Origin of the sequence: Suipraeoptans intestinalis (assembly GCF_009696485.1) — a bacterium.
Classification (GTDB): Bacteria; Bacillota; Clostridia; order Lachnospirales; family Lachnospiraceae; genus Suipraeoptans; species Suipraeoptans intestinalis.
This window is the reverse complement of the sequence record NZ_VULY01000018.1, coordinates 632,607-653,163: the sequence shown is the minus strand read 5'-3', so window position 1 is coordinate 653,163 and position 20,557 is coordinate 632,607. Positions and strand designations below refer to the sequence as shown.

17 protein-coding genes are annotated in these 20,557 nt (G+C 48.5%); 14 read left to right on the top strand and 3 right to left on the bottom strand.

What is annotated here, in order from left to right:
• Positions 1–16 precede the first annotated feature (16 nt).
• Entirely contained in the window at positions 17–688 is a 672-nt protein-coding gene (locus FYJ34_RS03800) for an amino acid ABC transporter permease (RefSeq protein WP_154476386.1), read from the bottom strand.
• A gap of 76 nt (positions 689–764) precedes the next feature.
• Positions 765–1,565, bottom strand: a complete 801-nt coding sequence (locus tag FYJ34_RS03795; RefSeq protein ID WP_154476384.1) for a transporter substrate-binding domain-containing protein — start codon at positions 1,563–1,565, stop codon at positions 765–767.
• Positions 1,566–1,913: 348 nt separating this feature from the next.
• Here FYJ34_RS03795 and ahpC point away from each other — a divergent pair, with 348 nt between their 5' ends.
• Complete coding sequence (gene ahpC / locus FYJ34_RS03790; RefSeq protein ID WP_173017052.1) at positions 1,914–2,477, top strand: alkyl hydroperoxide reductase subunit C; 564 nt, start codon at positions 1,914–1,916, stop codon at positions 2,475–2,477.
• 127 nt (positions 2,478–2,604) lie between these two features.
• Here the strand turns inward: ahpC and FYJ34_RS03785 are convergent, their stop codons facing one another.
• On the bottom strand, positions 2,605–2,982 hold the full coding sequence (locus tag FYJ34_RS03785) for a metal-dependent transcriptional regulator (RefSeq protein ID WP_154476382.1): 378 nt from the start codon (positions 2,980–2,982) through the stop codon (positions 2,605–2,607).
• Between the two features lie 180 nt (positions 2,983–3,162).
• Here FYJ34_RS03785 and FYJ34_RS03780 point away from each other — a divergent pair, with 180 nt between their 5' ends.
• The 13 genes from FYJ34_RS03780 to FYJ34_RS03720 all read left to right on the top strand — a co-directional run bounded on the left by FYJ34_RS03780 (position 3,163) and on the right by FYJ34_RS03720 (position 20,542).
• Positions 3,163–4,005, top strand: a complete 843-nt coding sequence (locus FYJ34_RS03780) for a metal-dependent transcriptional regulator (RefSeq protein ID WP_154476380.1) — start codon at positions 3,163–3,165, stop codon at positions 4,003–4,005.
• A 17-nt stretch (positions 4,006–4,022) separates the two neighbouring features.
• Complete coding sequence (locus tag FYJ34_RS03775) at positions 4,023–4,850, top strand: hypothetical protein (protein WP_154476378.1); 828 nt, start codon at positions 4,023–4,025, stop codon at positions 4,848–4,850.
• A gap of 206 nt (positions 4,851–5,056) precedes the next feature.
• A complete protein-coding gene (locus FYJ34_RS12690; RefSeq protein WP_173017051.1) occupies positions 5,057–5,251 on the top strand; it encodes a hypothetical protein in 195 nt (64 codons plus the stop codon).
• Between the two features lie 87 nt (positions 5,252–5,338).
• Complete coding sequence (locus FYJ34_RS03765; protein WP_154476374.1) at positions 5,339–5,806, top strand: hypothetical protein; 468 nt, start codon at positions 5,339–5,341, stop codon at positions 5,804–5,806.
• Between the two features lie 86 nt (positions 5,807–5,892).
• Positions 5,893–11,553 (top strand): NEAT domain-containing protein, encoded by a 5,661-nt coding sequence (locus FYJ34_RS03760; RefSeq protein ID WP_154476372.1) that lies wholly within the window; start codon positions 5,893–5,895, stop codon positions 11,551–11,553.
• A gap of 73 nt (positions 11,554–11,626) precedes the next feature.
• Complete coding sequence (locus tag FYJ34_RS03755) at positions 11,627–12,640, top strand: heme-binding Shp domain-containing protein (protein WP_154476370.1); 1,014 nt, start codon at positions 11,627–11,629, stop codon at positions 12,638–12,640.
• Complete coding sequence (gene isdE, locus FYJ34_RS03750; protein ID WP_154476368.1) at positions 12,627–13,751, top strand: heme ABC transporter substrate-binding protein IsdE; 1,125 nt, start codon at positions 12,627–12,629, stop codon at positions 13,749–13,751. The genes FYJ34_RS03755 and isdE overlap by 14 nt, the downstream gene beginning before the upstream one ends.
• 15 nt (positions 13,752–13,766) lie before the next feature.
• Entirely contained in the window at positions 13,767–14,825 is a 1,059-nt protein-coding gene (locus FYJ34_RS03745; protein ID WP_154476366.1) for a FecCD family ABC transporter permease, read from the top strand.
• A gap of 76 nt (positions 14,826–14,901) precedes the next feature.
• On the top strand, positions 14,902–15,660 hold the full coding sequence (locus FYJ34_RS03740; protein ID WP_154478812.1) for an ABC transporter ATP-binding protein: 759 nt from the start codon (positions 14,902–14,904) through the stop codon (positions 15,658–15,660).
• Between the two features lie 45 nt (positions 15,661–15,705).
• Positions 15,706–16,110, top strand: a complete 405-nt coding sequence (locus tag FYJ34_RS03735; protein WP_154476364.1) for a YbaN family protein — start codon at positions 15,706–15,708, stop codon at positions 16,108–16,110.
• Between the two features lie 110 nt (positions 16,111–16,220).
• Positions 16,221–17,960, top strand: coding sequence for an ABC transporter ATP-binding protein/permease (locus FYJ34_RS03730; RefSeq protein WP_154476362.1), 1,740 nt, complete (start codon positions 16,221–16,223; stop codon positions 17,958–17,960).
• On the top strand, positions 17,957–19,717 hold the full coding sequence (locus tag FYJ34_RS03725) for an amino acid ABC transporter ATP-binding/permease protein (protein ID WP_154476360.1): 1,761 nt from the start codon (positions 17,957–17,959) through the stop codon (positions 19,715–19,717). The genes FYJ34_RS03730 and FYJ34_RS03725 overlap by 4 nt, the downstream gene beginning before the upstream one ends.
• A 189-nt stretch (positions 19,718–19,906) precedes the next feature.
• Positions 19,907–20,542, top strand: coding sequence for an endonuclease III domain-containing protein (locus FYJ34_RS03720; protein WP_154476358.1), 636 nt, complete (start codon positions 19,907–19,909; stop codon positions 20,540–20,542).
• The last annotated feature ends 15 nt before the right edge of the window (positions 20,543–20,557 follow it).

The following is a 20,557-nucleotide window of genomic DNA, read 5'->3' as shown; positions in this document are numbered from 1 at the left end:
GCGTCTCCTGTATAAATTAGTAAATACGATTTAATCGAAATTCTATTTGCGTCTGTATGTATGAGAGAAGAGAAATGATTCCCCAATATAAAAGCATAGCAGCTGTATAACCCTCCAAAAAACGATAGGATCGAGATGTTTCCATGCTGACAATAGCCATCATGTCTTTGTAGCCGATCATAAATCCTATAGCAGTAGATTTTAACAGACTGATAAAATTGTTGGAAAGTCCAGGGATGGCAATTCGTGCAGCCTGAGGCAGAATGATTCGTTTCAAAACAGAAAGTGGTTTTAAACCAATGGAAAGTCCTGCTTCATATTGACCTTTCTCAACAGAGTTAAGAGCTGCTCGTATATCTTCCGACATGAATGCGCAATAATTAGCACTGAGAGCAATGATAAGAGCTGTAAAAGGTGACATACTTCGAATGGTTTTACTAACTTGTGCAAAGCCATAATAGAAAAGAAACAGTTGCCCGATAAAGGGTGTTTCTCTAAAAAAAGAGACATAAACAGAACTTAAAAAGTATAGTCCTTTTATCTTATATTGCCGGATTATGGCCAAGACTAAAGCGAAAAATAGAGACAGAAAAAAGGCCCAGAAGGCTACTTTTATGGTTTCGGGAAACAGTTGTAAGATTTTAGGGAACATAGAAATAAAATAGGGTATTTTAAAAGAAATATCCATAATAGTCTGTATCCTTTCGTTGACCGGGGAAAGAAAGACAAGAGAGTGAGATCTCACTCTCTTGTAATGCAGCATACTATTCCATGGGATCAAATCCAAACCACTTTAATGCAGTTTTTTTCATAAAGCCTTCTTCTTTCAGCTCCTTTAATACTCCATTTACCTGATCTCGTAACAATTTACCTTCTTTGGTTTTTTGGAAGGGATACCCATTATCCTCAGTGTATACGGGTTCTCCAACTCCTTTTATTTTGAGACCGGATTCTTTTTTTACAGTGTCTATGTGGAGCGAGGACATTAAAGTTGCATCAAGACGTCCCATAGCTACGTCTGCAGGGACACCGGTGCTGTCATCGTAATTAACATATTCAATTTTTTGTTCAGGATCCAGCTCATCAAAATAAGAGTAAGCAATATCATTACTAAGAAGTCCCAATTTTTTCCCATATAAGTCGTTTACAGAATGGATGGAATTATTGCTCTCGGCAACTACAATCCGATAAGGAACATAAAAATAGACATCTGTAAAATAATATTTTTCTTTCCGTTCTTCTGTGATTCCGATTTGGTCTGCAACAGTGTCCACTCTTCCAGAATCTAATAATTCAATAATGCCGGGGAATCCAGCTGTTTTCCATTGAATCTCTCTGTTTAGACGCTTGCCGATCTCTGTCCAGACATCAATTTCAAAGCCTTCTAATTTTCCTTTTTTGTTGGTTTCCGAAAAAAATGCATGTTCCCCCGTAGTGGAAATAATGATTGGCTTTTTGGAAGCATCTTCCTTATCTGAGGATGAGGCAGATCTGGAAGAGCAACCTGCTGCTATGGAAACTCCCATTGCAAAAATCAGTAGTGTAGATAGAATCCTTTTCTTCATAAAAACCTCCTCTGACATTATAAAACGATGATATTTAGTCACGAAATAAACCAACTCAGATTAAGTATAGAAAACATATATTAAAATGTAAAATTGATATTTTTTATGAAGAATATCGAAAATTTATATAAATAACAGAGAAAAATGGGAGATTTTAAAGAATAAAAGGAGGGCTGCTACAGAAGAAAAATCTTAAGGACAGACTATACAGAACTTTTCGAAATCAAAATAGAAAGAAAAGTGCGCTGGTTGGATCGGTACTTGACTTTGCTTCGGGAGATTGCTATACTGGATCAAAAGTTAGCATACACTAACTTTTGTAAAAATGAAAACAAAGGAGGGAAAAGAATGTCACTCATCAACAAGGAAATCAGTGATTTTTCAGTACAGGCATTTCAGGATAATAAGTTTAAGACGGTATCAAAGGAAGATCTGAAAGGGAAATGGAGCGTGTTTTTCTTTTATCCGGCAGACTTTACCTTTGTTTGCCCGACAGAGCTAAGAGATCTGGCAGAATTGTATGAAGAATTTTGTAAGATCGACTGTGAAGTATATTCGGTGTCCTGTGACACACATTTTGTGCATAAAGCATGGCATGACGCTTCCGAAACCATTCGAAAGATCCGGTATCCCATGCTGGCGGATCCCACCCATGTTCTGGCAAAAGACTTTGAGGTGTATATAGAAGAAACCGGACTGGCAGAAAGAGGAACCTTTATCGTAAATCCGGAAGGAAAAATCGTGGCATATGAAGTCAACGCAGGAAATGTAGGAAGAAATGCAGAAGAACTGCTCAGAAAAGTGATGGCCAGCCAGTTTGTCCGCGAACATGGAGATGAGGTGTGCCCGGCCAGATGGAAGCCGGGGGCGGATACGCTAAAGCCGGGGCTTGACCTTGTAGGGAAGATTTAAGCAACAGACCGGAAGGATTTCCGGCAGGAGGGACTCTTATATTGTTACAGTCGGCGCCGATGGGACCTGTCAAGATCGGCGCCGGCTTTGTGGTGCCATGAAACAGGACGGAAACAGAATTTGTTCCCTACATGGATCCTATACAGTTTTGGGTATGTTTTTTCAGAGCGGCAAAAGATTCGGAGCTGATCACGTGCTCGATCCGACAGGCATCCTCTGCGGCGATAGTCTGGTCTACGCCGATGGAAATCAAAAAGTCGGTCAGGAAGGTGTGCCGTTCGTAAATTTTTTCGGCAATTTCCCGGCCTTTTTCCAGGAGAGAGATATGTCCGTCCTTGTCCACTTCAATGTAGGAGTTGAGTCGCAGATTTTTCATGGCTACGCTGACGCTTGGTTTGGAAAAAGAAAGCTCGTTGGCAATGTCGATGGAGCGGACATTACCAAGGCGCTTGCTCAGGATCAGGATGGTTTCCAGATAGTTCTCGGCAGATTCGTGAAGTTTCATATGCTACACCTCGCTTCCATAATGTACCTTTATGTTACCACACCCGAATCTTCCTTGGCAAGAAAGGTTCTGTGAAGAAAATCGAAGCTCCATCGGAAACAGATCGCCGGGCAGGCGACAAAAAGTACGGAGAAAACAGTTAAAACAGAAAAAACAGGATGGGGATAAGCGGGAGGTTTTATGGAAGAAAAGACGAAAGACAGAAGCAGAATAGAGATGTCGCCCTATTCAAAGGTGGAGAGGGAAACGGACATTTTGGAGCAATTATATATCTGGCGAAAGCAGGGGACAGAAGCCACGGAAGTCAAGATAGGACGACAATTTGACATTCCGAAAAAAACAGCGGCCGCCCTGTTGAAACAGATGATAGAAAAAGGATATATTTACCCGTATGCCCCAAATAAAGAGATCATTTTGACTCCCTACGGGATTTCAGAAGGAAATGAATGCTTTGAAAGACATTCTTCCATCAGCCAGTTTCTGCAGTATATAGGGGTGACAGAAGAAACGGCGGAGCAGGATGCCTGTCGCGCAGAACATTTCTTTACGGATGAGACCGTTAAGGCGCTTTGTACGTTCGCAAATGCGGACATCAGAGGGTACGAAAGGCGAATCAAAAATTCGGAGCTGACAGACAGGTATGCAAAGGGAAATTATGTATTTATGATGCAGATCTACAGTATGGGGCAGAATCGCCCGAGAACCTTTCGGGAAGAAAATTTCTGGTACACCGGGGATATCACGCTGGAGATCGCGGATTCCGGATGGTTTGAATTGCAGTACGCAAAAGAAGAATACAAGTTTAAGAAAAAGCTGTGGTACAAAAATGCAGGGAAACTGACGGAAGACTGGACAGAAGCGGAAAAAGGCAGGCTGGGAGAACGGATTCCGGCAAATGCTTTCGAGTTTATCGTAAAAGCAAGTGAGACCCTGGTAGAAGGGAGCCTGCTGATCGCCCTGACAGAACCGGGGGAAGAACCGGATATCTGGAACAGTTGCCAGTTGGAAGTGGAGCTATGGTAGGAAGAAGGAAGGGGAACATGGAGAAAACAACGGAAACGGCGGATACCATAAGACTTACAGTCCAGCAGATCGGTTTTCTGGCAGAACTGGAAAAGCTGGACAAAAGACGCGGGGCGGTGGAAGCGGTATCGAAAAAATTTGGACTGGTTCACTCAAAAGTCAGTCGGTTTTTTAAATCGTGTGTGGAAAAAGGATACCTTACGCAGGAATTTAAATTTACGGAAAAAGGGAGAAGACTTCTGGAATGGAATCGGCGGCTGGAGAAGGACGTCAGGAATTATCTTATCCGGACGGGAGCCAAGGAAGGGATCGATGATCTGGCAAGAGCACTTTTTGAAAATGCGGATTATGAGATCCTGGAAAAAACGATCGCAGAATATCCGAGGATCGAGGCGGACGCATCGAAGATTCAAAGGACTATCGTAACAGATGTCAGGGATGTACTAAGCCATGGCAGACATCTGGTAAGAATCGCCATCTTTCAGACAGACGCCAGGGGCGAAACGAAGAAGTCCATGGCGGACAGAGGTTTTGAGCGGTATGCGCAGCTTGTCTATGGGGAGAAAGAGAGCTACCTGGAACTTACTACAAGAGATATGCATGCGGTCTCCCGTGTAAACGGAAAAAGGATGACGGGACGACTGGCGTCCTTAAAGTATCTGGACGCAGGAATGGTGCAGAATGCGGAAATCCTGGATGGAAAAGTAAAGATTCCCCTGACGGCATGTATGTATCAGGACTTTGGAAGAGGAATCATGTGGGGGAACGTTATGATAACGGTGGCGTGTTCTCTGGGGACGGCCCATATGCCGGAAAGTACGGCAAGGCTTGTATTTATATTTTAATAGTACGGAAAGCAAAAGAGCAGGCAATCCCGCCTGTTTTTTTGTTTCATAGGACGAAATTCCGCATGAACGGGTTCGTCCATCAACACATTTTATCCCATTTCCCGAAACAAAAAGGCCTTTGCCAGAATCACACGGCAGTGTTTTTTGAAAAACGGTTATTGTGCAAGCATGCACGAAATAAGATTCTTAGAAGGAAAGAAGAAATGAATGAAAAAAATCATGCAAGAACAGGTCTTAAAAACTATAAAAAAGAACAGGAAATTTCAGGGAAAGAGCGAAAAGACAGGCGATCATACCGTGAAAAACAAGGCAAAACCGTGCATTGCTGCACGAAAAAAGGTGTTGACGATGCACAAGAGGACATGCTATCTTTTGGGCATATAGTTAGTTGCAAATAACTAAAAGAAGTTTGTGCAACTTCAGAGTATTTCATAGCTGGATTTCATTGATGAAATGCCGAAAAAAAGAAAAGGAGGATCATGGTTATGAGAAGCATCAAAAAATTGGTTGCCGCACTGCTGACGGCAGTTATGGTATCTGCCATGGGCGCGGCTGCGTTTGCCGCAGGGCCGTTGAGTGACGGAAAGTATACCGCCCGGCAGAATCTTTACAAGAATCAGGAGTGCACGACCCTGTCCATGGGAGATGCTGCAGTCAACGATATGCGGGCGGATATCTCTATCAGTGGAGGAAAAGCCACTTTAGTGGTCCACACACATGAGATCAAGTATCTGGGGATTACCGGACATCTGGGGAAAATGGAGGTAAACGGAGTCGTAAAAAAACCAAAGACAAAGACGGTGGATGGTGTAAAAGATTATTATTTTACCTTTACGGGACTGGACGCGTCTACGTTCTATGAAGGCTGCACCATCACAGGAAGATTTACAACATACATCGGGATCATGCCGATGGGGGCTACCGGATATCTGAAACTGACCGGAATCCAATAGAAAACGGCACAACTTAAAAATGTGATGGAAAAAAAGAGTTGCTGCGCTTTGTGTGCAGCCTCTCTTTTTGGTGAGGTGGAAAAAACATGAAGATCATAAAAAAAATAACAGCGTTTGTGCTGCTGTTGGGCATGCTGACAGGCACATGGGAGGCAGCGGCAAGCGCACAGACAGAAGACAGACCCGAAACAAAACACAGCATTTCCGAGATAAAAGCAGGAGAGTCTTATCTTGTTCCCCTATCCTTTTATGATATGAGCGGGGAGGCCTATCAGATCTATCAGCAAATAGGAGGGATCCCTGAATTTATTGATAATATCGCAATTGTCAGCAAAAAGGAGGACGGAACCTATCGCGTGACGATACAGGTTGAAAACTATGACAAGATAGACGTGTTGCAATTTTCGAAGCCGGGGGTAATTCCGGATGAAACAGAGCCGTCGAAAGTGCTTTTGGGAACGTACAATCTGCCGGATTCATATATTTTTGAGAAAGATACGGCAGAGGATGTAAGAAAGGCGATAGAAGCATACATCAGTGAAGGGTGGAATGAAAAATATATTCAGAATGTTGCGGTGGAAACAGGGAAAACGGGAGTTTCCTGGTGTACCTTTGACGTGGAGACCTTGGAAAGCTCCATCTATGTGAACGCTTTCCGAAGCTATGAATACAAAAAAGGACAAAAAGGATATACCTACACCACAGGGCTGGAGTATGGGAAATTTGTATTTGATCTGAACCATGCGGAGGCGGTAAAGGAATTTACCGGTTCCAATTACAAAACGCCGGGGCTTGAGGTTTCCAGGGTTTCCACAACAGCGGGAGAAGCGTCGGATTTTTATGAATCTGCCGTTGCAGGAAATCAGGTAAATGATTATTTTAGCGGAAACAGCCAGGTGACTATCAAAGACGGGAAAATAGAAGTCCTTGCCGAGCTTGCGGATCCGGAGGGGATCGCATCTGTACAGGTGCTTCAGACGATCCGGGATATAGGGAAAAAATCAACGTCTGTTGCTGACAATGATGCGTTTTCACAGTATGTGTATGCCTATTCCGCCGAATCTGCGGGGGATAAAACCATTGCAGTGTATTCGGAGAATATCCTGTCGGATGGAAAACTATCGGTTGTTTTTGCAAATCTGCAGGAAGCCGTTTTTGGAAAGGAGATCAAGATCCAGACGACGGAAGGAGAAACGTATTATGGGGAGCTTAGAGTAAGGCATACCCCAAAGAAGAAGCTGCGCTTAACAGACGGAGATGTGACCGTTATAACGGATAGCTATAACGTGGGAAGCGCGCATCCGGAATTTAAAGCAGAGCTTTTACAGAAAACGGGAGATGAAGAGAGCGAATATAACAAATACCACTCTCTTCTGGCGGGAAGCTCTTCCAAAAATCTCATTTACAATCTGGCGATCACTGTAAACGGTTCGGTGGTCAAGCCTTTGCGGGCAGTAGAAATCAGAGTCAGGATCCCGAAAAACTGGGATACGAGTAAAATAAAGGTACAGTGGTATAAAGCTCCGGTGTACCAGATTTTCAATCCGATTGAAGAGTTTGGATCGTCCTCCTACAAAAATGAAGACGGAAGTATTCGGATGGACGGGGACGAGCTGGTTATCACAGGGACTACATGTGTATACAATACCCTTGCGGTTACAGAAACGTCCAGTCGGGCGGACCTCTCTGAAATTCAGGAAGGCGTTTATAACGTAAATGTTACGATGTGGCAGCAGAACCAGCCGGACAGACTGTCCATGAGCAATGCAGCCGTGGTAAATGATTCGGCACGTCTGGTGGTAAAAGGCGGAAAGAAGCAGATCTACTTTGATACACAGGGAATTGTTGTTGCCGGCAGATACGGCTATTCCAATGGGATTTTTCAGGCCAATAATGAACAGACGAAGCAGGGTGAGCCGCCGGTGCTGCGCACATACACGCCTCTGGAATATTACAGCTATTACCTGAATGATGCGGGAAGTACAGATATGGATACTTATGCAGAACAGTACGATCTCTACTACCCCAAAACGGTGGGATTTGAACTTCCGGAATCGGCAGACAGAGATGACGGAGTGTATCTGAATTTTTATGTTCCGATCATGGACGAGCTTCAGGGAAAGACCCCCGGATCCGGCGAAGGAAGCCGGACGGCATTTATGACGCTGTCCGGATTGAAGAAGGTGGCGGAGATCGTGGAACCGGTGCACGACAGATCGGTTTTGGTGGTAGCGGTAGACAAGGCATCCAAATACAAGGCGGAAAACTATACCGAGGCGTCCTACCGGCCGTTGTCTGATGCGGTAGATCGGGCACAGAAGATCATCAATGGAACAACATCTGCCAAAGATGCACAGATTGTAGCGCTGGAAAAAGAGATTGCAGAGGTAGTCAGAGGATTAAAAGAGGCAAAGAAACTTGACAGATACAACAAGCTCCAAAAGGATGCCAAAGCATTAAAGGAGACGGATTATACGGCGGAAAGCTGGGCAGACCTGCAGGCAGTGCTCAAAGCCCAGGAGGGAAAGGTGACGGAAGACAATGCAGACAGTGCGCTGGAAGAGCTGCAGTCGGCAATGCAGGCGCTTGTACCGGCAGCGGAGGCCGTCTCCCTGGAAAAAGGTGTTTATGAGGCGCAGGCAGCGTTTACCAATCCGGACGGGACGGCAAGTGACCTGAATACGGCGCTGAAGTCGGTTCGTCTGTACGCAGATAAAGAGGGCAAAGTGACAGCCTACCTGTACGTAGAAGGGATTACCGGAATCCGGTATCGTAAAGGAGCCGGATATAGCTCTGCAGACGCTGAACAGGGCAGATTTGCAGTTGTGCTACCTGCCAACGTAGAAACCCAGAAAGTAAAGATCACGACAGAAAAAGGGGAAGCAGAGAATCTTTTGAAACTGGATCTGAAATCTGCGCAGAAGCAGGAGGTGGAAACCTCCCGGTTAAAAGAAAGACTAGAAGAAGCAAAGGCACTGAAAGGAAATGACTATACCGGTGATTCCTTTGCGGCCGTGGAAGAGGCGATAGCCGGGGCAGAAAAGACTTTGGCTGATCCGGTGGCCTTCCAGGCGGAGATCACGGCAGCAAAGACGGCTTTGGATACGGCGACGGCGGGGCTTGTAATGAAGGCGGAGAAAAAAGCAAGACGGGAGCTGGATCAGGCAGTGTCGGATGCAAAAAATAAGTATGCAGAAGCCAACTATACGAAGGAAAGCTATGAGAAACTCAGGCTGGCGATGGAGGAGGCAGAAGCCGTATTAAACAATGCCGGGGCCTCCGCAGACGAAATGAAGGCACAGATGGACAAGCTGGACAAAGCGGTGAAGGGACTTGTCCGCCGGAAAGACGAAGTAGACAAGACGACATTAAACGGCTACATCGAAGACGCGTTAACCAGGAAGAACGATGATGCCTATACAGAAAACAGCTGGAACAGCTTTCAGGCAGCCATCGGATCTGCCCGGAAAGTCTCCGAGGATGTAAACGCGACGGAGGCGGAGGTAGAAAAACAGATAAAATTACTTACGGCTTCCTACGAAGCGCTTGTTCCCAAAAACCGGCAAGGCACACTTTTTAAAGAATACCCACAGATTTTTGAAGGAACGTATTCGGTACCGGTGAAGCTGTTGCATGCGACGACCAATGATCCTTCCATGGGGAACGCTTCCATGGATCAGACCGGAACGATACGGGTATCCGGAAAAGGAGAGGTGGCTCTGGAAATGCATTTCCGGCCCATGAAGTTTGCCGGAATGACCGGGTATCTGTACAACCTGAAAAAAGTTGATATGGATTCCGTAGAATATAATGCATACCACTATCCGGAAGCATACAAGGCTTCGGATGCGGACATCCTGGAGGAATACACAGACGTCTATGATGTGTTCAATGATAGAAATTCTGAGTACTACGACAAAAATATAGAAAGAAGCTGGTATCCCAAAACATTGTCCATTCCGGTCAATCTGAATGAAAATCTGTTTTACGTGGAAGTGTATGTTCCGGTCATGGAGAGCATCGGGAAGGGTCAGGGGACAAAGGTGGCCAGAATTTCCATTGACTGGGCAAACATCCGGCAGGAAACGGGGATCAAGAGAGACAACAGGATCCTGGAAGCTTTGCTGAGTCAGGTGTCCAAAATGGAGCAGGGCGGTGTGCCGCAGGAGTATTGGACTGCTCTGCACGCAGCCTACAAGACGGCGCAGGACGTTTACAGCGACATGAATGCAGGCCAGGAAGAGGTGGATCTTCAGGTAAAGGCTCTCCAGGCGGCAGTGGATGCGGTAGAGATACAGGTTGCGGACAAGACGGAATTGAATGCGCTGATGGAAAAAGCAAAGGCGGAAGCGGCACAAACCGATGTGGTGTATACTCCGGCAACCTTGGAGGCGTTGAAGGCGGCTATTGCCAATGCACAGGCAGTATCGGAACGGACGGACGCCACGAAGGCAGAAGTGCAGGCGCAGGTGACGGCCCTGCAGGCGGCGCTGGACAGTTTGAGAAGGGTAGACAAAACGGAACTGGAGGATCTGATCAAGCGGGCAAAGGCAGAGGCAGAAAAGACGTATCTTTATGAAAGCAGCAGCATAGCGGTTTTGCGTACAGCTATCACGCTGGCAGAAAAGGTTGCAGCAGATCCAAAGGCGGAAGAATCCCAGGTGGTTGCGGCAAAGCGGGCGCTGGATGCAGCTATCAGCGGTCTTGCAAAGAAAAAGACGGCAGACAAGAGCAAGCTGGAAGGGAAGATCACAGAAGCAGAGAGCTATTTAAGCCAGACAGATCTCTACACGGAAGATACGCTTACAGAATTAAAAAGTGCCGTTGCCAATGCCAGGAGAGTATTGGAAAATAACGAGGCCTCTCAGGAACTGGTGGACGCGCAGGTAGCAAAGCTTGCAAAAGCCGTTCAGCAATTAACAAAGAAAAACAAGGACAAACCAGACGTTCATCATCTTGCGGAGGGGATCTACTCCGTTTACGGAACCATGGTGAAGGTAGACAAAAAGACCGCCTCCATGTCAAATGAAGCCGTCAACCATACCATGAAACTGACGGTAAAGAACGGAAAGTATTATATCACCCTGAACTTTAACGGCTTGAAGGTAGGACAGAAGCTGGGGTATCTGGGAACGCTGAAGTATTTTACGACGGGCTATACCACGGACAAATATGGCAATCCTCAGGGCAGTCTGGCAGATGCCGCAGTAGACAGTTATCAGAAAAACAGCGACGGCTCTTTGGTATCCGATCAGTACGGAACGAAGTATCCGGATGAAGTGACGTTTGAGTTGATTCCGGAGGCTGTTACGGAAGGATATGCGCCGCTGCAGGTGTTTGTTCCCATCATGGAAGCGATCTCTCCGGGAGCAGGGACACAGCCGGTATTCCTGAAGCTGGACTGGAGCTCTCTGAAGGCTGCCACGGCAGATGATCCAAACTTTCACAGAAACGACGATCATACAAACGGAAACCGTCCGGGAGGAACGCCGGGAAACAATATCCTGGGGAATAATACGTTGGGAAGCGGGAAGCCTGGCGCTTCTTCCCTGGGGGGCGCTTCTTTGAAACCCGGAACCTCCGGACTTGGAAGCAGTCCGGGTTCCGGCCTGAAGCCAACGTCTTCCGTTAAGACCGGAGATCAGACGCAGGACTTTACTCTGTGGGCGGCTCTTCTGCTTCTGAGCGGAGTGGCTTTGCTGGCAGGAAGGATGGAAGATTCCAGAAAGAAAACCATCGAAAAATAGAAAAGAGGGTGAGCCGGACAGATTCTCTTCGGTCAGAAGAGACATCCGTCCGGCTCCTGACAGGAGATAAAAAATGAGAGTAACAAGGAAAAAGGAAAGGATATTGTCCGTAATCATGGCACTCCTGCTTGCCGTTGCCTTGCCGGTCGGCGTTCCTGCGATAAAGGCGTATGCAGCCGGAGGAACGGTGTATAGCTGTGCAGTCAACAGGTGCTATGCGCATCCGGTGACAGGCGTCATTGAAGATTCCGGCGGAGAAAGCGCTTATGCCACCGGTCAGGGTATGGTGGAAGGCTGCATCTACGGCAACGGGATTTTGGAGGTGACGGAGGAGGGCGCCTATTATCTGACCATCCGCATGAGTCTGATGGACTACACCAGCAACCATAGTTTTCAGGTGCAGAATGTGGGAGATTCCGGATGGTCTGTTCCATCGGAAATGGGAGTGACAGGAAACGGTACGGACAGCAACGGAACGACAGGAGACATCTGTATGCGCGTGCCGAGTGAAAACTGCGTTGTCAGAGGGACCATGTATGTCAATCCCATGGGAAGGGCTGTGGTCTTCTATCTGTACCCCAGCGATTACAGGGAAGGAAACCAGACGGATATGCGCGCGACAATGGTAACAGGGACTTCGGATGGAACAGAGGCGGCGACCGGAGGTGCAGGGCCGGAAGCCTCCGCAGAAACGCCGGGAGCATCGGGAGGCGGCAGTCTGGGAGCCGGAGGCTCTTCTCTTTCAGGTGCGAAGGCAGGGGATAAAAGCAGTTCCTCTGCTACGTCGGGGAAAAAGCTGCAAAGCAGTATTACGAAGGCAGCGAAGGGAGGAGAGAATACTTCTTCTGCCAATAAGGGGGACAGCGCCCTGGATTCTGCGGAAGGGCTGAGTCTTTCCACGGCAAAAAATAAGGCGGGAAACGTGAAAGAAAAGAAAGGAGCAGCCGCTTCCGGGAACCGGATCTTTCAGACCGCACTGGCCGTCGTAGTGTCCGGCCTCATTTTGCTTGGGGCGGCAGCCGGCGTCGTGTATGTTTTCCGTAGAAACTGGAAACGTTGGGGAGGCGCAGAAGATGACAGGGAATAACTATCTGAAAAGAGCAGCCGTTCTTTTTCTTGCTCTGGTGCTGCTGCTGTCTCTGGCAGGCTGTGTGGATCAGAAGCGGGGAAAAACAAAGACCGGTTCCGATAAAAAAACTTCTTCAGAGAACGCTGCAGGTGCAGACAGCGATGTAAACATGCTGCTGAAGATCGACGATCAGGAAGAAAAAGCAGCGGTGGAAGCGGCGAAGAAAAAAGTACAGTCCATGAAAAGAGAACCGAGGATCATTGCAACGTCTCCGGCGACGGCAGATATCTGTGACAAACTGGAACTTTCTCTGACAGGCGTGTGCACAAGTACGGTATCCACGATCCCAAAGCGGTATAAAAATGTGGAAACCGTGGGGACAGCCATGAGTCCGGACATGGAAACGGTGGCGTCTTTGGATCCGGACTGGATCTTGAGCCCCATATCCTTACAGGGGGATCTGCAGCCGAAATACGAGGCGATCGATACGGACTGGGCGTTTTTAAATCTCAGGAGCGTACCGGGGATGTACCGCTCCATTCAGGAACTGGGAGAAATTTTTGACAGAAAAGAGCAGGCGCAGAAACTGGTGGATGAGTTTGCAAAATTTTACAAAGAGTACAAGGAAAAGAACCGGGGAAAAGACCGTCCCAAGGTAATGATCCTGATGGGACTTCCAGGCTCCTATATCATTGCAACGCCAAATTCTTACGTGGGAAGTCTGGTGGAGCTGGCAGGCGGAGAGAATGTGTATTCCGATGAGGAACAGGAATTTCTGACAGTCAATACCGAAGATATGAAGACCAAAGAACCGGATATTATTTTGCGGGCTGCCCATGCGCTTCCGGATCAGGTGGTGGAAATGTTCCAGAAGGACTTTGCAGAAAATGATATCTGGCAGCACTTTGAAGCGGTCAAAAACGGCAGGGTCTATGACCTGACCTATGAATATTTCGGTATGAGCGCCACGTTCAGATATCCGCAGGCGCTGGAAGAACTGCAGCCGATCCTGTATCCGGAGAGTGAGGCGGATGCACAGAAAGCCAGGGACAACAGCGACGGGGCACAGAAGAAAGCAAAGGATTCCAAGGCGACGGAAATCTATGAGGAACAGAAGGACGGCAGATAGGGAGGAGGGAAGCGGATGACAGAAACGGTGTTGGAAAACACTTCCGGAAAGGCAGCCAAAGATCCATCCGGGCAGGCGAAGGCGAAGAGCCGGACGGCAAAAGCGGCTGTTTCATTTGTCGTGATGACGGTGCTTTTGGCGGCGCTGTTCTTTGGGGCAGTCAATATCGGGAGCCTGAAAGTCAGCTTTTTGGAATTGGCGAAAGGATTATTTACAGCATATAATGAGAAGGTAGCAACAATCTATGACCTGCGGTTTCCGCGTATCGTACTCTCTTTGCTGGCAGGGGCGGCGATCGCAGTATCCGGCGTACTGTTTCAGGCGGTGCTTAAGAATCCGCTTGCCGATCCGGGGATTATCGGGATCTCCAGCGGCGCAGGCTTTGCGGCAGTGATGATCACGGCATTTGCACCTGCTTTCTTCTTTTTTGTACCACTGTTTGCATTTCTGGGGGGCGTGATTGCTTTTGCGCTTGTGTACAGCCTGTCCTGGAAAGGAGGATTAAGCCCCCTTCGGATCATCCTTGTAGGCGTGGCGGTAAACGCCATGTTTACCGGTCTGTCCGGTGCCCTGAATGCGATGAACGGCGGCAATATGTCGGGAGTGGCTGCCATTGTCAACGGCAACATCACGATGAAGACCTGGGACGATGTAAGAATCCTGGTTCCGTATGTTGTCCCGGGGCTGGTGCTGGCGGTCCTGTTTGCAAAGACGTGCAACCTGCTGGCGCTGGAGGATAAGACGGCGAGAAGTCTGGGGATCCAGGTGAACAGGATGCGAATCCTCATTTCTCTGACTGCGGTATTGCTGGCAGGCATTTCCACAGCGGTGGTGGGAGCCATCAGCTTTCTGGGTCTGATCGTCCCCCATATCGGAAGGCTTCTGGTAGGAAGGAATCATAAGGTATTGCTGCCGTTCAGTGCGCTGCTGGGGGCATTTACATTTTTGCTGGCAGACACCATAGGAAGGAGTATCGCCGTTCCCTATGAAGTGCCGGCATCCATTATCATGAGTGTGGCGGGAGGACCGTTTTTTATCATCCTGTTAAGGAGGTCCGGAAAATATGGAAGATAAACGAGGAATTTCTGTTCCTGTGGAAGAGGCGGAAAGAAGAGACGACAAAAAAAGAAAATGGGCGGATAAGCCGGCCATGGAGGTACGGGATCTGCACTTTGCGTATGGCAGGAATCAGGTGCTTCAAGGTGTGTCCTTTAAAATCCGGGAGGGAAGGATCACAACCATCATGGGGGCAAACGGATGCGGGAAATCCACACTGTTTTCTCTGATGACGAAAAACCTGTATCCGAAAAAGGGAAATATTTTCCTGAAGGGAAAGAATATCCAGAATCTGAGCCTGAAAGAGCTGGCCAGGAAAGCCGCTGTCGTCTGGCAGTACAATACTGCGGCAGAGGATATTACCGTAGAGGAGCTGGTGGCATTCGGGCGGACGCCCCATAAAAGGATGATGCAGGGAGAAAGCGAGGAAGATGCGAGAATGATCCGGTGGGCGCTGGAGGTGACGGATCTGGAAACCTACAGGAACAAAGAGGTGTACAGACTTTCAGGAGGACAACGTCAGAGGGTGTGGATCGCCATGGCACTTTGTCAGGGAACCGGGCTTTTGTTTTTGGATGAACCGACGACTTACCTGGATATCCGATATCAGATCGAGATCCTGCAGCTGATCCGGAAACTGAACCGGGAATTTGGGATGACGATCGTCATGGTGTTGCATGATATGAATCAGACCATCGCTTACTCGGATACGATCATCGGACTGAAAGACGGACAGGTGCTGGTGGAGGGAGATCCGGAGGAAGTGATCACAAAAGAGAGCATCCGGGAACTGTATGGAATTGAGCTTGGAGTGACAAAGGTTGCCGGAGGTAAGTTTGTATTGGCGGTGTAGAAGGACAGAAACAGGAGGAGGACAATGACACCGGGGAGGAAAAAGATGAAAAATCCGTTGAGAATAGTGTGGATAGCGCTGGGCTTTTTTTGCCTGGGGCTTGGTACGGCAGGAATCCTGCTTCCGATCCTGCCAACAGCTCCGTTTTATCTGGCAACGCTGGTCTGCTTTGCCAAAAGTTCAAGAAAACTGCATGACTGGTTTGTAGGAACGAAGCTGTACCGGAAGCATCTGGACAGTTTTGTTCAAAAAAAAGCAATGACGATAGAAACCAAGTGCAAGATGATCGGGATGGTAACGGCGGTGATGGCCATTGGATTTCTCTGCATGAAGCAGGTACCGGTGGGAAGACTTTGTATTGTGGTGGTATGGGTATGCCATCTGCTGTATTTTTCCCTGCGGGTAAAGACGGTAAAACCGGAAAAGAAAACACCGGAGGGAGAGTCCTGAAACAGGATCTGTCCTTCGGTCCGGCTTTTAACGGACTGAAAAAAGAAGCAGGAAAGAAATAAGAAAGAAACAGGAAAAAACAAGAAAAAACAGAGAACAAGGGAAAGCATATGATCAAAACAAGACTGGTGGGACTTCTGTCCCATGCAAAAAAGTATATCGCATATACGGTTCTGTGGCAGTGGACGGCGCTTCTGGCACAGGTACTGGCCGTTTTCTCCGTTGCAGGACTGCTGGAACGGATCGCATACCGTACAGTGACGATACCTGTGATAGAGCGCACGATACTGACGTTGGCCCTGGTGGCAGGGATCCGATTTGTCTGTGAGCGGATGGGGGCAAGATCCTCCTATCTGGCCTGTGTAGATGTAAAACAGGTCCTGCGGGAAAAGATTTATGGAAAAATGCTGAGGCTGGGAGCGTCCTACAGCGAGCAGATACCGTCCTCTGAGGTGGTACAGGTGTCCACCGAGGGGGTAGAACAACTGGAAACATACTTTGGGAAATACCTGCCGCAACTGTTTTACAGCCTGGTCGCACCCCTTACTCTGTTTTTCGTGCTTTGCAGGATCAGCTTCAGAGCCAGCGGGATCCTTTTGCTTTGTGTGCCGCTGATCCCTGTCTCCATTGTGGTGGTACAGAAACTGGCAAAAAGGCTGCTGAACAGGTACTGGAGCGTTTATACGGGACTGGGAGACTCTTTTCTTGAAAACCTGCAGGGACTGACCACCCTGAAGATCTATCAGGCAGACCGGCAAAAGGCGGACGAGATGGACGCAGAATCACAGAATTTCCGCAGGATCACCATGAAGGTGCTGAGCATGCAGCTGAATTCTACCAGCGTGATGGATGTGATAGCCTACGGCGGCGCAGCCATTGGAATGGCGGTGGCGGTATCAGAATTTTTGAAGGGGGAAACGGGCATATCGGGAACCTTGTGCATCATCCTGCTTGCCAGTGAATTTTTCCTGCCTCTTCGCCTGCTTGGTTCGTTTTTTCATATTGCCATGAATGGGATGGCGGCCAGCGACAGGATTTTCAGGATCCTGGATCTGCCGGAGCCGCAAAAAGGAAAATGTGCCCTGCCGGATGAGCCATGGGACATTTCTCTGAAAGATGTGCGTTTTTCCTATGAGAAGGACAGAGAGATCCTGGCGGGGGTAGATCTGGAACTTCCTGCAGGAAGCTTCGTATCACTGGTGGGAGAATCCGGCTGTGGAAAAAGCACGGTTGCCGGGATTCTTGCCGGGAAAAACCGGGGATATTCCGGAGAAATCACCATCGGAGGAGCATCCCTTGCCCAGGTGTGTGAAGACGAGTGGATGAAGCAGATGGCATTCGTCTGCCACAACAGCTATCTGTTTAAGGGAACGGTAGAAGAAAATCTGCGCATGGCAAACCCGGATGCGACGGAAGAGGAGATGAAGGATGTCCTGCAACAGGTAAATCTTCTGGGATTTTTACAGACGCAGGAGGGCTTACAGACAAAATTGCCGGAACGGGCAAGTAATCTGTCCGGAGGGCAGCGCCAGAGACTGGCGATTGCCAGAGCCCTGCTGAAAGAAGCAAAGATCTATCTGTTTGATGAGGCCACCTCCAACATTGACGTGGAAAGTGAGGAGAAGATCATGGATGTGATCCGCAAAATCGCAGAGACAAAAACAGTCCTGCTGATCTCCCACCGGCTGGCAAATGTTGTGAAGTCTGACCGGATCTGCTTTCTAAAAGACGGAAGGATCACTGAGAATGGAAGCCACGAAGAGTTGATGCAGGCGGACGGTGCATACAGGCAGTTGTACGACAGGCAGATGGCATTGGAACAGTATGGAAAGGAGGGAAGCGGCGCATGAGTACAGGAAAAACAAGGACACAGGCAGATACTTCCGGTGTTTTTCAAAACCGCAGGAGTGCGCTTCGGATCATGGGGAGCCTGATAGGGCTGGTAAAGCCGCTGCTCCATGTTATGCTGGCGGCGATCCTCTTTGGGACGACAGGGTATTTGTGCGCCATTTTCCTGACGATCCTGGCCGGACAGGTGGTGGTACACGGACTTTTGACAGGCGCGGCAGGAATGAGCGTTCCGGTAAAACATATGTGGCTGGTTTTTACTCCGGTGAAAACTATTCTTACGGGAATGCTCCTGCTTGCGGTGCTTCGCGGGATCCTCCATTACGCAGAACAGTACTGCAACCACTTCATTGCGTTTAAGCTACTGGCAATCATCCGGCACAGGATATTTGCAGCTCTGCGAAAGCTGTGTCCGGCAAAGCTGGAAGGAAGGGACCGGGGGGATCTGATCTCGCTCATCACGACAGATATCGAACTGCTGGAGGTATTCTATGCGCACACCATCTCTCCGATCGCCATCGCGACACTGACGTCACTGATCATGGTTCTGTTTATCGGAAACTATCACTGGATGGCAGGGCTGCTTGCCGCGTCGGCGTATCTGCTGGTCGGGGCCGTGATCCCCGTATGGAACGGCAGGCGTGGAGGCGAAAGAGGCATGGAATTTCGAACCGGCTTCGGGGAACTGAACAGCTTCGTGCTGGATTCTCTTCGCGGTCTGGATGAGACGATCCGGTACGGACAGGGAGACCGGAGGAAGGAACAGCTGTCGCAGCGCTCCAAGGAGCTTGCGGATATGCAGGAAGCTTTAAGCAGGATGGAAGGCTCACAGCGGTCCTTCACAAACCTGACGATCCTGGCGGCTTCTTTTGGAATGCTGGCGCTGACGGTGTGGCTGTATGCGGGAGGAGAGATGGGATTTGAAGGGATCCTGACATGCACGATCGCAATGATGGGATCCTTTGGGCCGACGGTGGCATTATCCAGCCTTTCCAACAATCTGAATCAGACACTGGCAAGTGGAGAGAGGGTTCTTTCCCTGCTGGAAGAAACTCCGATGACAGAGGAGATTCCGGGAGAAGAGGACGCCAGAGAGCGCAAACAGGAGTTTGCAGGGGCAGAGGCAAAGGATGTGACATTTGCATATGAGGAGGACGTGATTCTGGAGCATTGTTCCCTGAAATGGAAGCCGGGCAGGATCACGGGGATCCACGGAGCAAGCGGTTCCGGAAAATCGACCCTTTTGAAACTGCTGATGCGCTTCTGGGATGTAAAAGAAGGAAGCGTGTCTGTAGACGGGGAGGATGTAAGAAAACTCCCTACAAAATGCCTTAGAAGCATGGAAAGCTATGTGACGCAGGAAACGCATTTGTTTCATGATTCCATTGCAAACAATATTGCCATTGCAAAGCCGGGAGCATCCGGGGAAGAGATCATAGAGGCGGCGAAGAAAGCGTCCGTCCATGATTTCATCAGGAGCCTTCCCAAAGGGTATGATACGGAAGTAGGGGAACTTGGCGACACCTTATCCGGCGGAGAGAAACAGAGGATCGGTATTGCCAGGGCATTCCTGCACGACACTGACCTTATTTTGCTGGATGAGCCTACTTCCAACCTGGATTCCCTGAATGAAGGAATGATCCTGAAATCCCTGAAGGAGTCGGCACAGAAGAAAACGGTGGTACTGGTGTCTCATAGAGCCTCTACCATGCAGATTGCAGATGTGGTCTATGAGATGGAAAGCGGAAGGCTGTCCTGAAAAGAGACGCCGTTTCTTTCGACGACAGAAACGTTTTGGCAGAGAAAAGAAGACGTCCTATCACAAAACGCTGGGGAGAACTGCCATAGAATGACGATTTACAAAACGACGATTCACAAAGCGACCGTGTTTGATTTCCGGTCGTTTTGTGTTATAATACCAGGATCAGACAAAGTGACAGGAGGAATCATGAGAAAAAAAGAACTGGCAATAGAAGTGATCGAACGATTGAAAAAAGAATATCCCGATGCTACCTGTACACTGGATTATAATGCAGGATGGAAGCTCCTTGTCAGCCTGCGTCTGGCAGCGCAGTGTACAGACGAAAGAGTAAACGTAGTTGTAGAAGGACTGTATGAGAAATTTCCGACGGTGGAAGCGCTGGCAGAAGCAGAGGTCGGTGAAATAGAAAAAATTGTCAGGCCCTGCGGTTTGGGAGCCAGTAAGGCGAGGGACATCAGCGCCTGTATGAAGATATTGAAAGAACAATACAACGGAGGGATCCCCGAAACCTTTGAAGAGCTTTTAAAGCTTCCCGGAGTCGGAAGAAAAAGCGCGAATCTGGTGATGGGAGACGTGTATGGGAAGCCTGCTATCGTAACAGACACCCATTGTATCCGGCTGGTCAACCGGATCGGTCTGGTAAAAGGGATCCGGGAACCGAAAAAGGTGGAAATGGAACTGTGGAAGATCATACCGCCGGAAGAGGGCAGTGATTTTTGCCACCGCCTGGTGTTCCACGGCCGGGATGTCTGTACGGCAAGAACCAGTCCGTACTGCGACAGGTGCTGCCTGAACGATATCTGTAAGAAAGCGGGAGTATAGACTGTCGTAGTTTTG

Excerpts from the sequence above, each read along its gene's own strand:
- FYJ34_RS03800 (WP_154476386.1), bottom strand. The coding sequence starts at position 688 with ATGGATATTTCTTTTAAAATACCCTATTTTATTTCTATGTTCCCTAAA.
- FYJ34_RS03795 (WP_154476384.1), bottom strand. The coding sequence starts at position 1,565 with ATGAAGAAAAGGATTCTATCTACACTACTGATTTTTGCAATGGGAGTT.
- ahpC (WP_173017052.1), top strand. The coding sequence starts at position 1,914 with ATGTCACTCATCAACAAGGAAATCAGTGATTTTTCAGTACAGGCATTT.
- FYJ34_RS03785 (WP_154476382.1), bottom strand. The coding sequence starts at position 2,982 with ATGAAACTTCACGAATCTGCCGAGAACTATCTGGAAACCATCCTGATC.
- FYJ34_RS03780 (WP_154476380.1), top strand. The coding sequence starts at position 3,163 with ATGGAAGAAAAGACGAAAGACAGAAGCAGAATAGAGATGTCGCCCTAT.
- FYJ34_RS03775 (WP_154476378.1), top strand. The coding sequence starts at position 4,023 with ATGGAGAAAACAACGGAAACGGCGGATACCATAAGACTTACAGTCCAG.
- FYJ34_RS12690 (WP_173017051.1), top strand. The coding sequence starts at position 5,057 with ATGAATGAAAAAAATCATGCAAGAACAGGTCTTAAAAACTATAAAAAA.
- FYJ34_RS03765 (WP_154476374.1), top strand. The coding sequence starts at position 5,339 with ATGAGAAGCATCAAAAAATTGGTTGCCGCACTGCTGACGGCAGTTATG.
- FYJ34_RS03760 (WP_154476372.1), top strand. The coding sequence starts at position 5,893 with ATGAAGATCATAAAAAAAATAACAGCGTTTGTGCTGCTGTTGGGCATG.
- FYJ34_RS03755 (WP_154476370.1), top strand. The coding sequence starts at position 11,627 with ATGAGAGTAACAAGGAAAAAGGAAAGGATATTGTCCGTAATCATGGCA.
- isdE (WP_154476368.1), top strand. The coding sequence starts at position 12,627 with ATGACAGGGAATAACTATCTGAAAAGAGCAGCCGTTCTTTTTCTTGCT.
- FYJ34_RS03745 (WP_154476366.1), top strand. The coding sequence starts at position 13,767 with ATGACAGAAACGGTGTTGGAAAACACTTCCGGAAAGGCAGCCAAAGAT.
- FYJ34_RS03740 (WP_154478812.1), top strand. The coding sequence starts at position 14,902 with ATGGAGGTACGGGATCTGCACTTTGCGTATGGCAGGAATCAGGTGCTT.
- FYJ34_RS03735 (WP_154476364.1), top strand. The coding sequence starts at position 15,706 with ATGAAAAATCCGTTGAGAATAGTGTGGATAGCGCTGGGCTTTTTTTGC.
- FYJ34_RS03730 (WP_154476362.1), top strand. The coding sequence starts at position 16,221 with ATGATCAAAACAAGACTGGTGGGACTTCTGTCCCATGCAAAAAAGTAT.
- FYJ34_RS03725 (WP_154476360.1), top strand. The coding sequence starts at position 17,957 with ATGAGTACAGGAAAAACAAGGACACAGGCAGATACTTCCGGTGTTTTT.
- FYJ34_RS03720 (WP_154476358.1), top strand. The coding sequence starts at position 19,907 with ATGAGAAAAAAAGAACTGGCAATAGAAGTGATCGAACGATTGAAAAAA.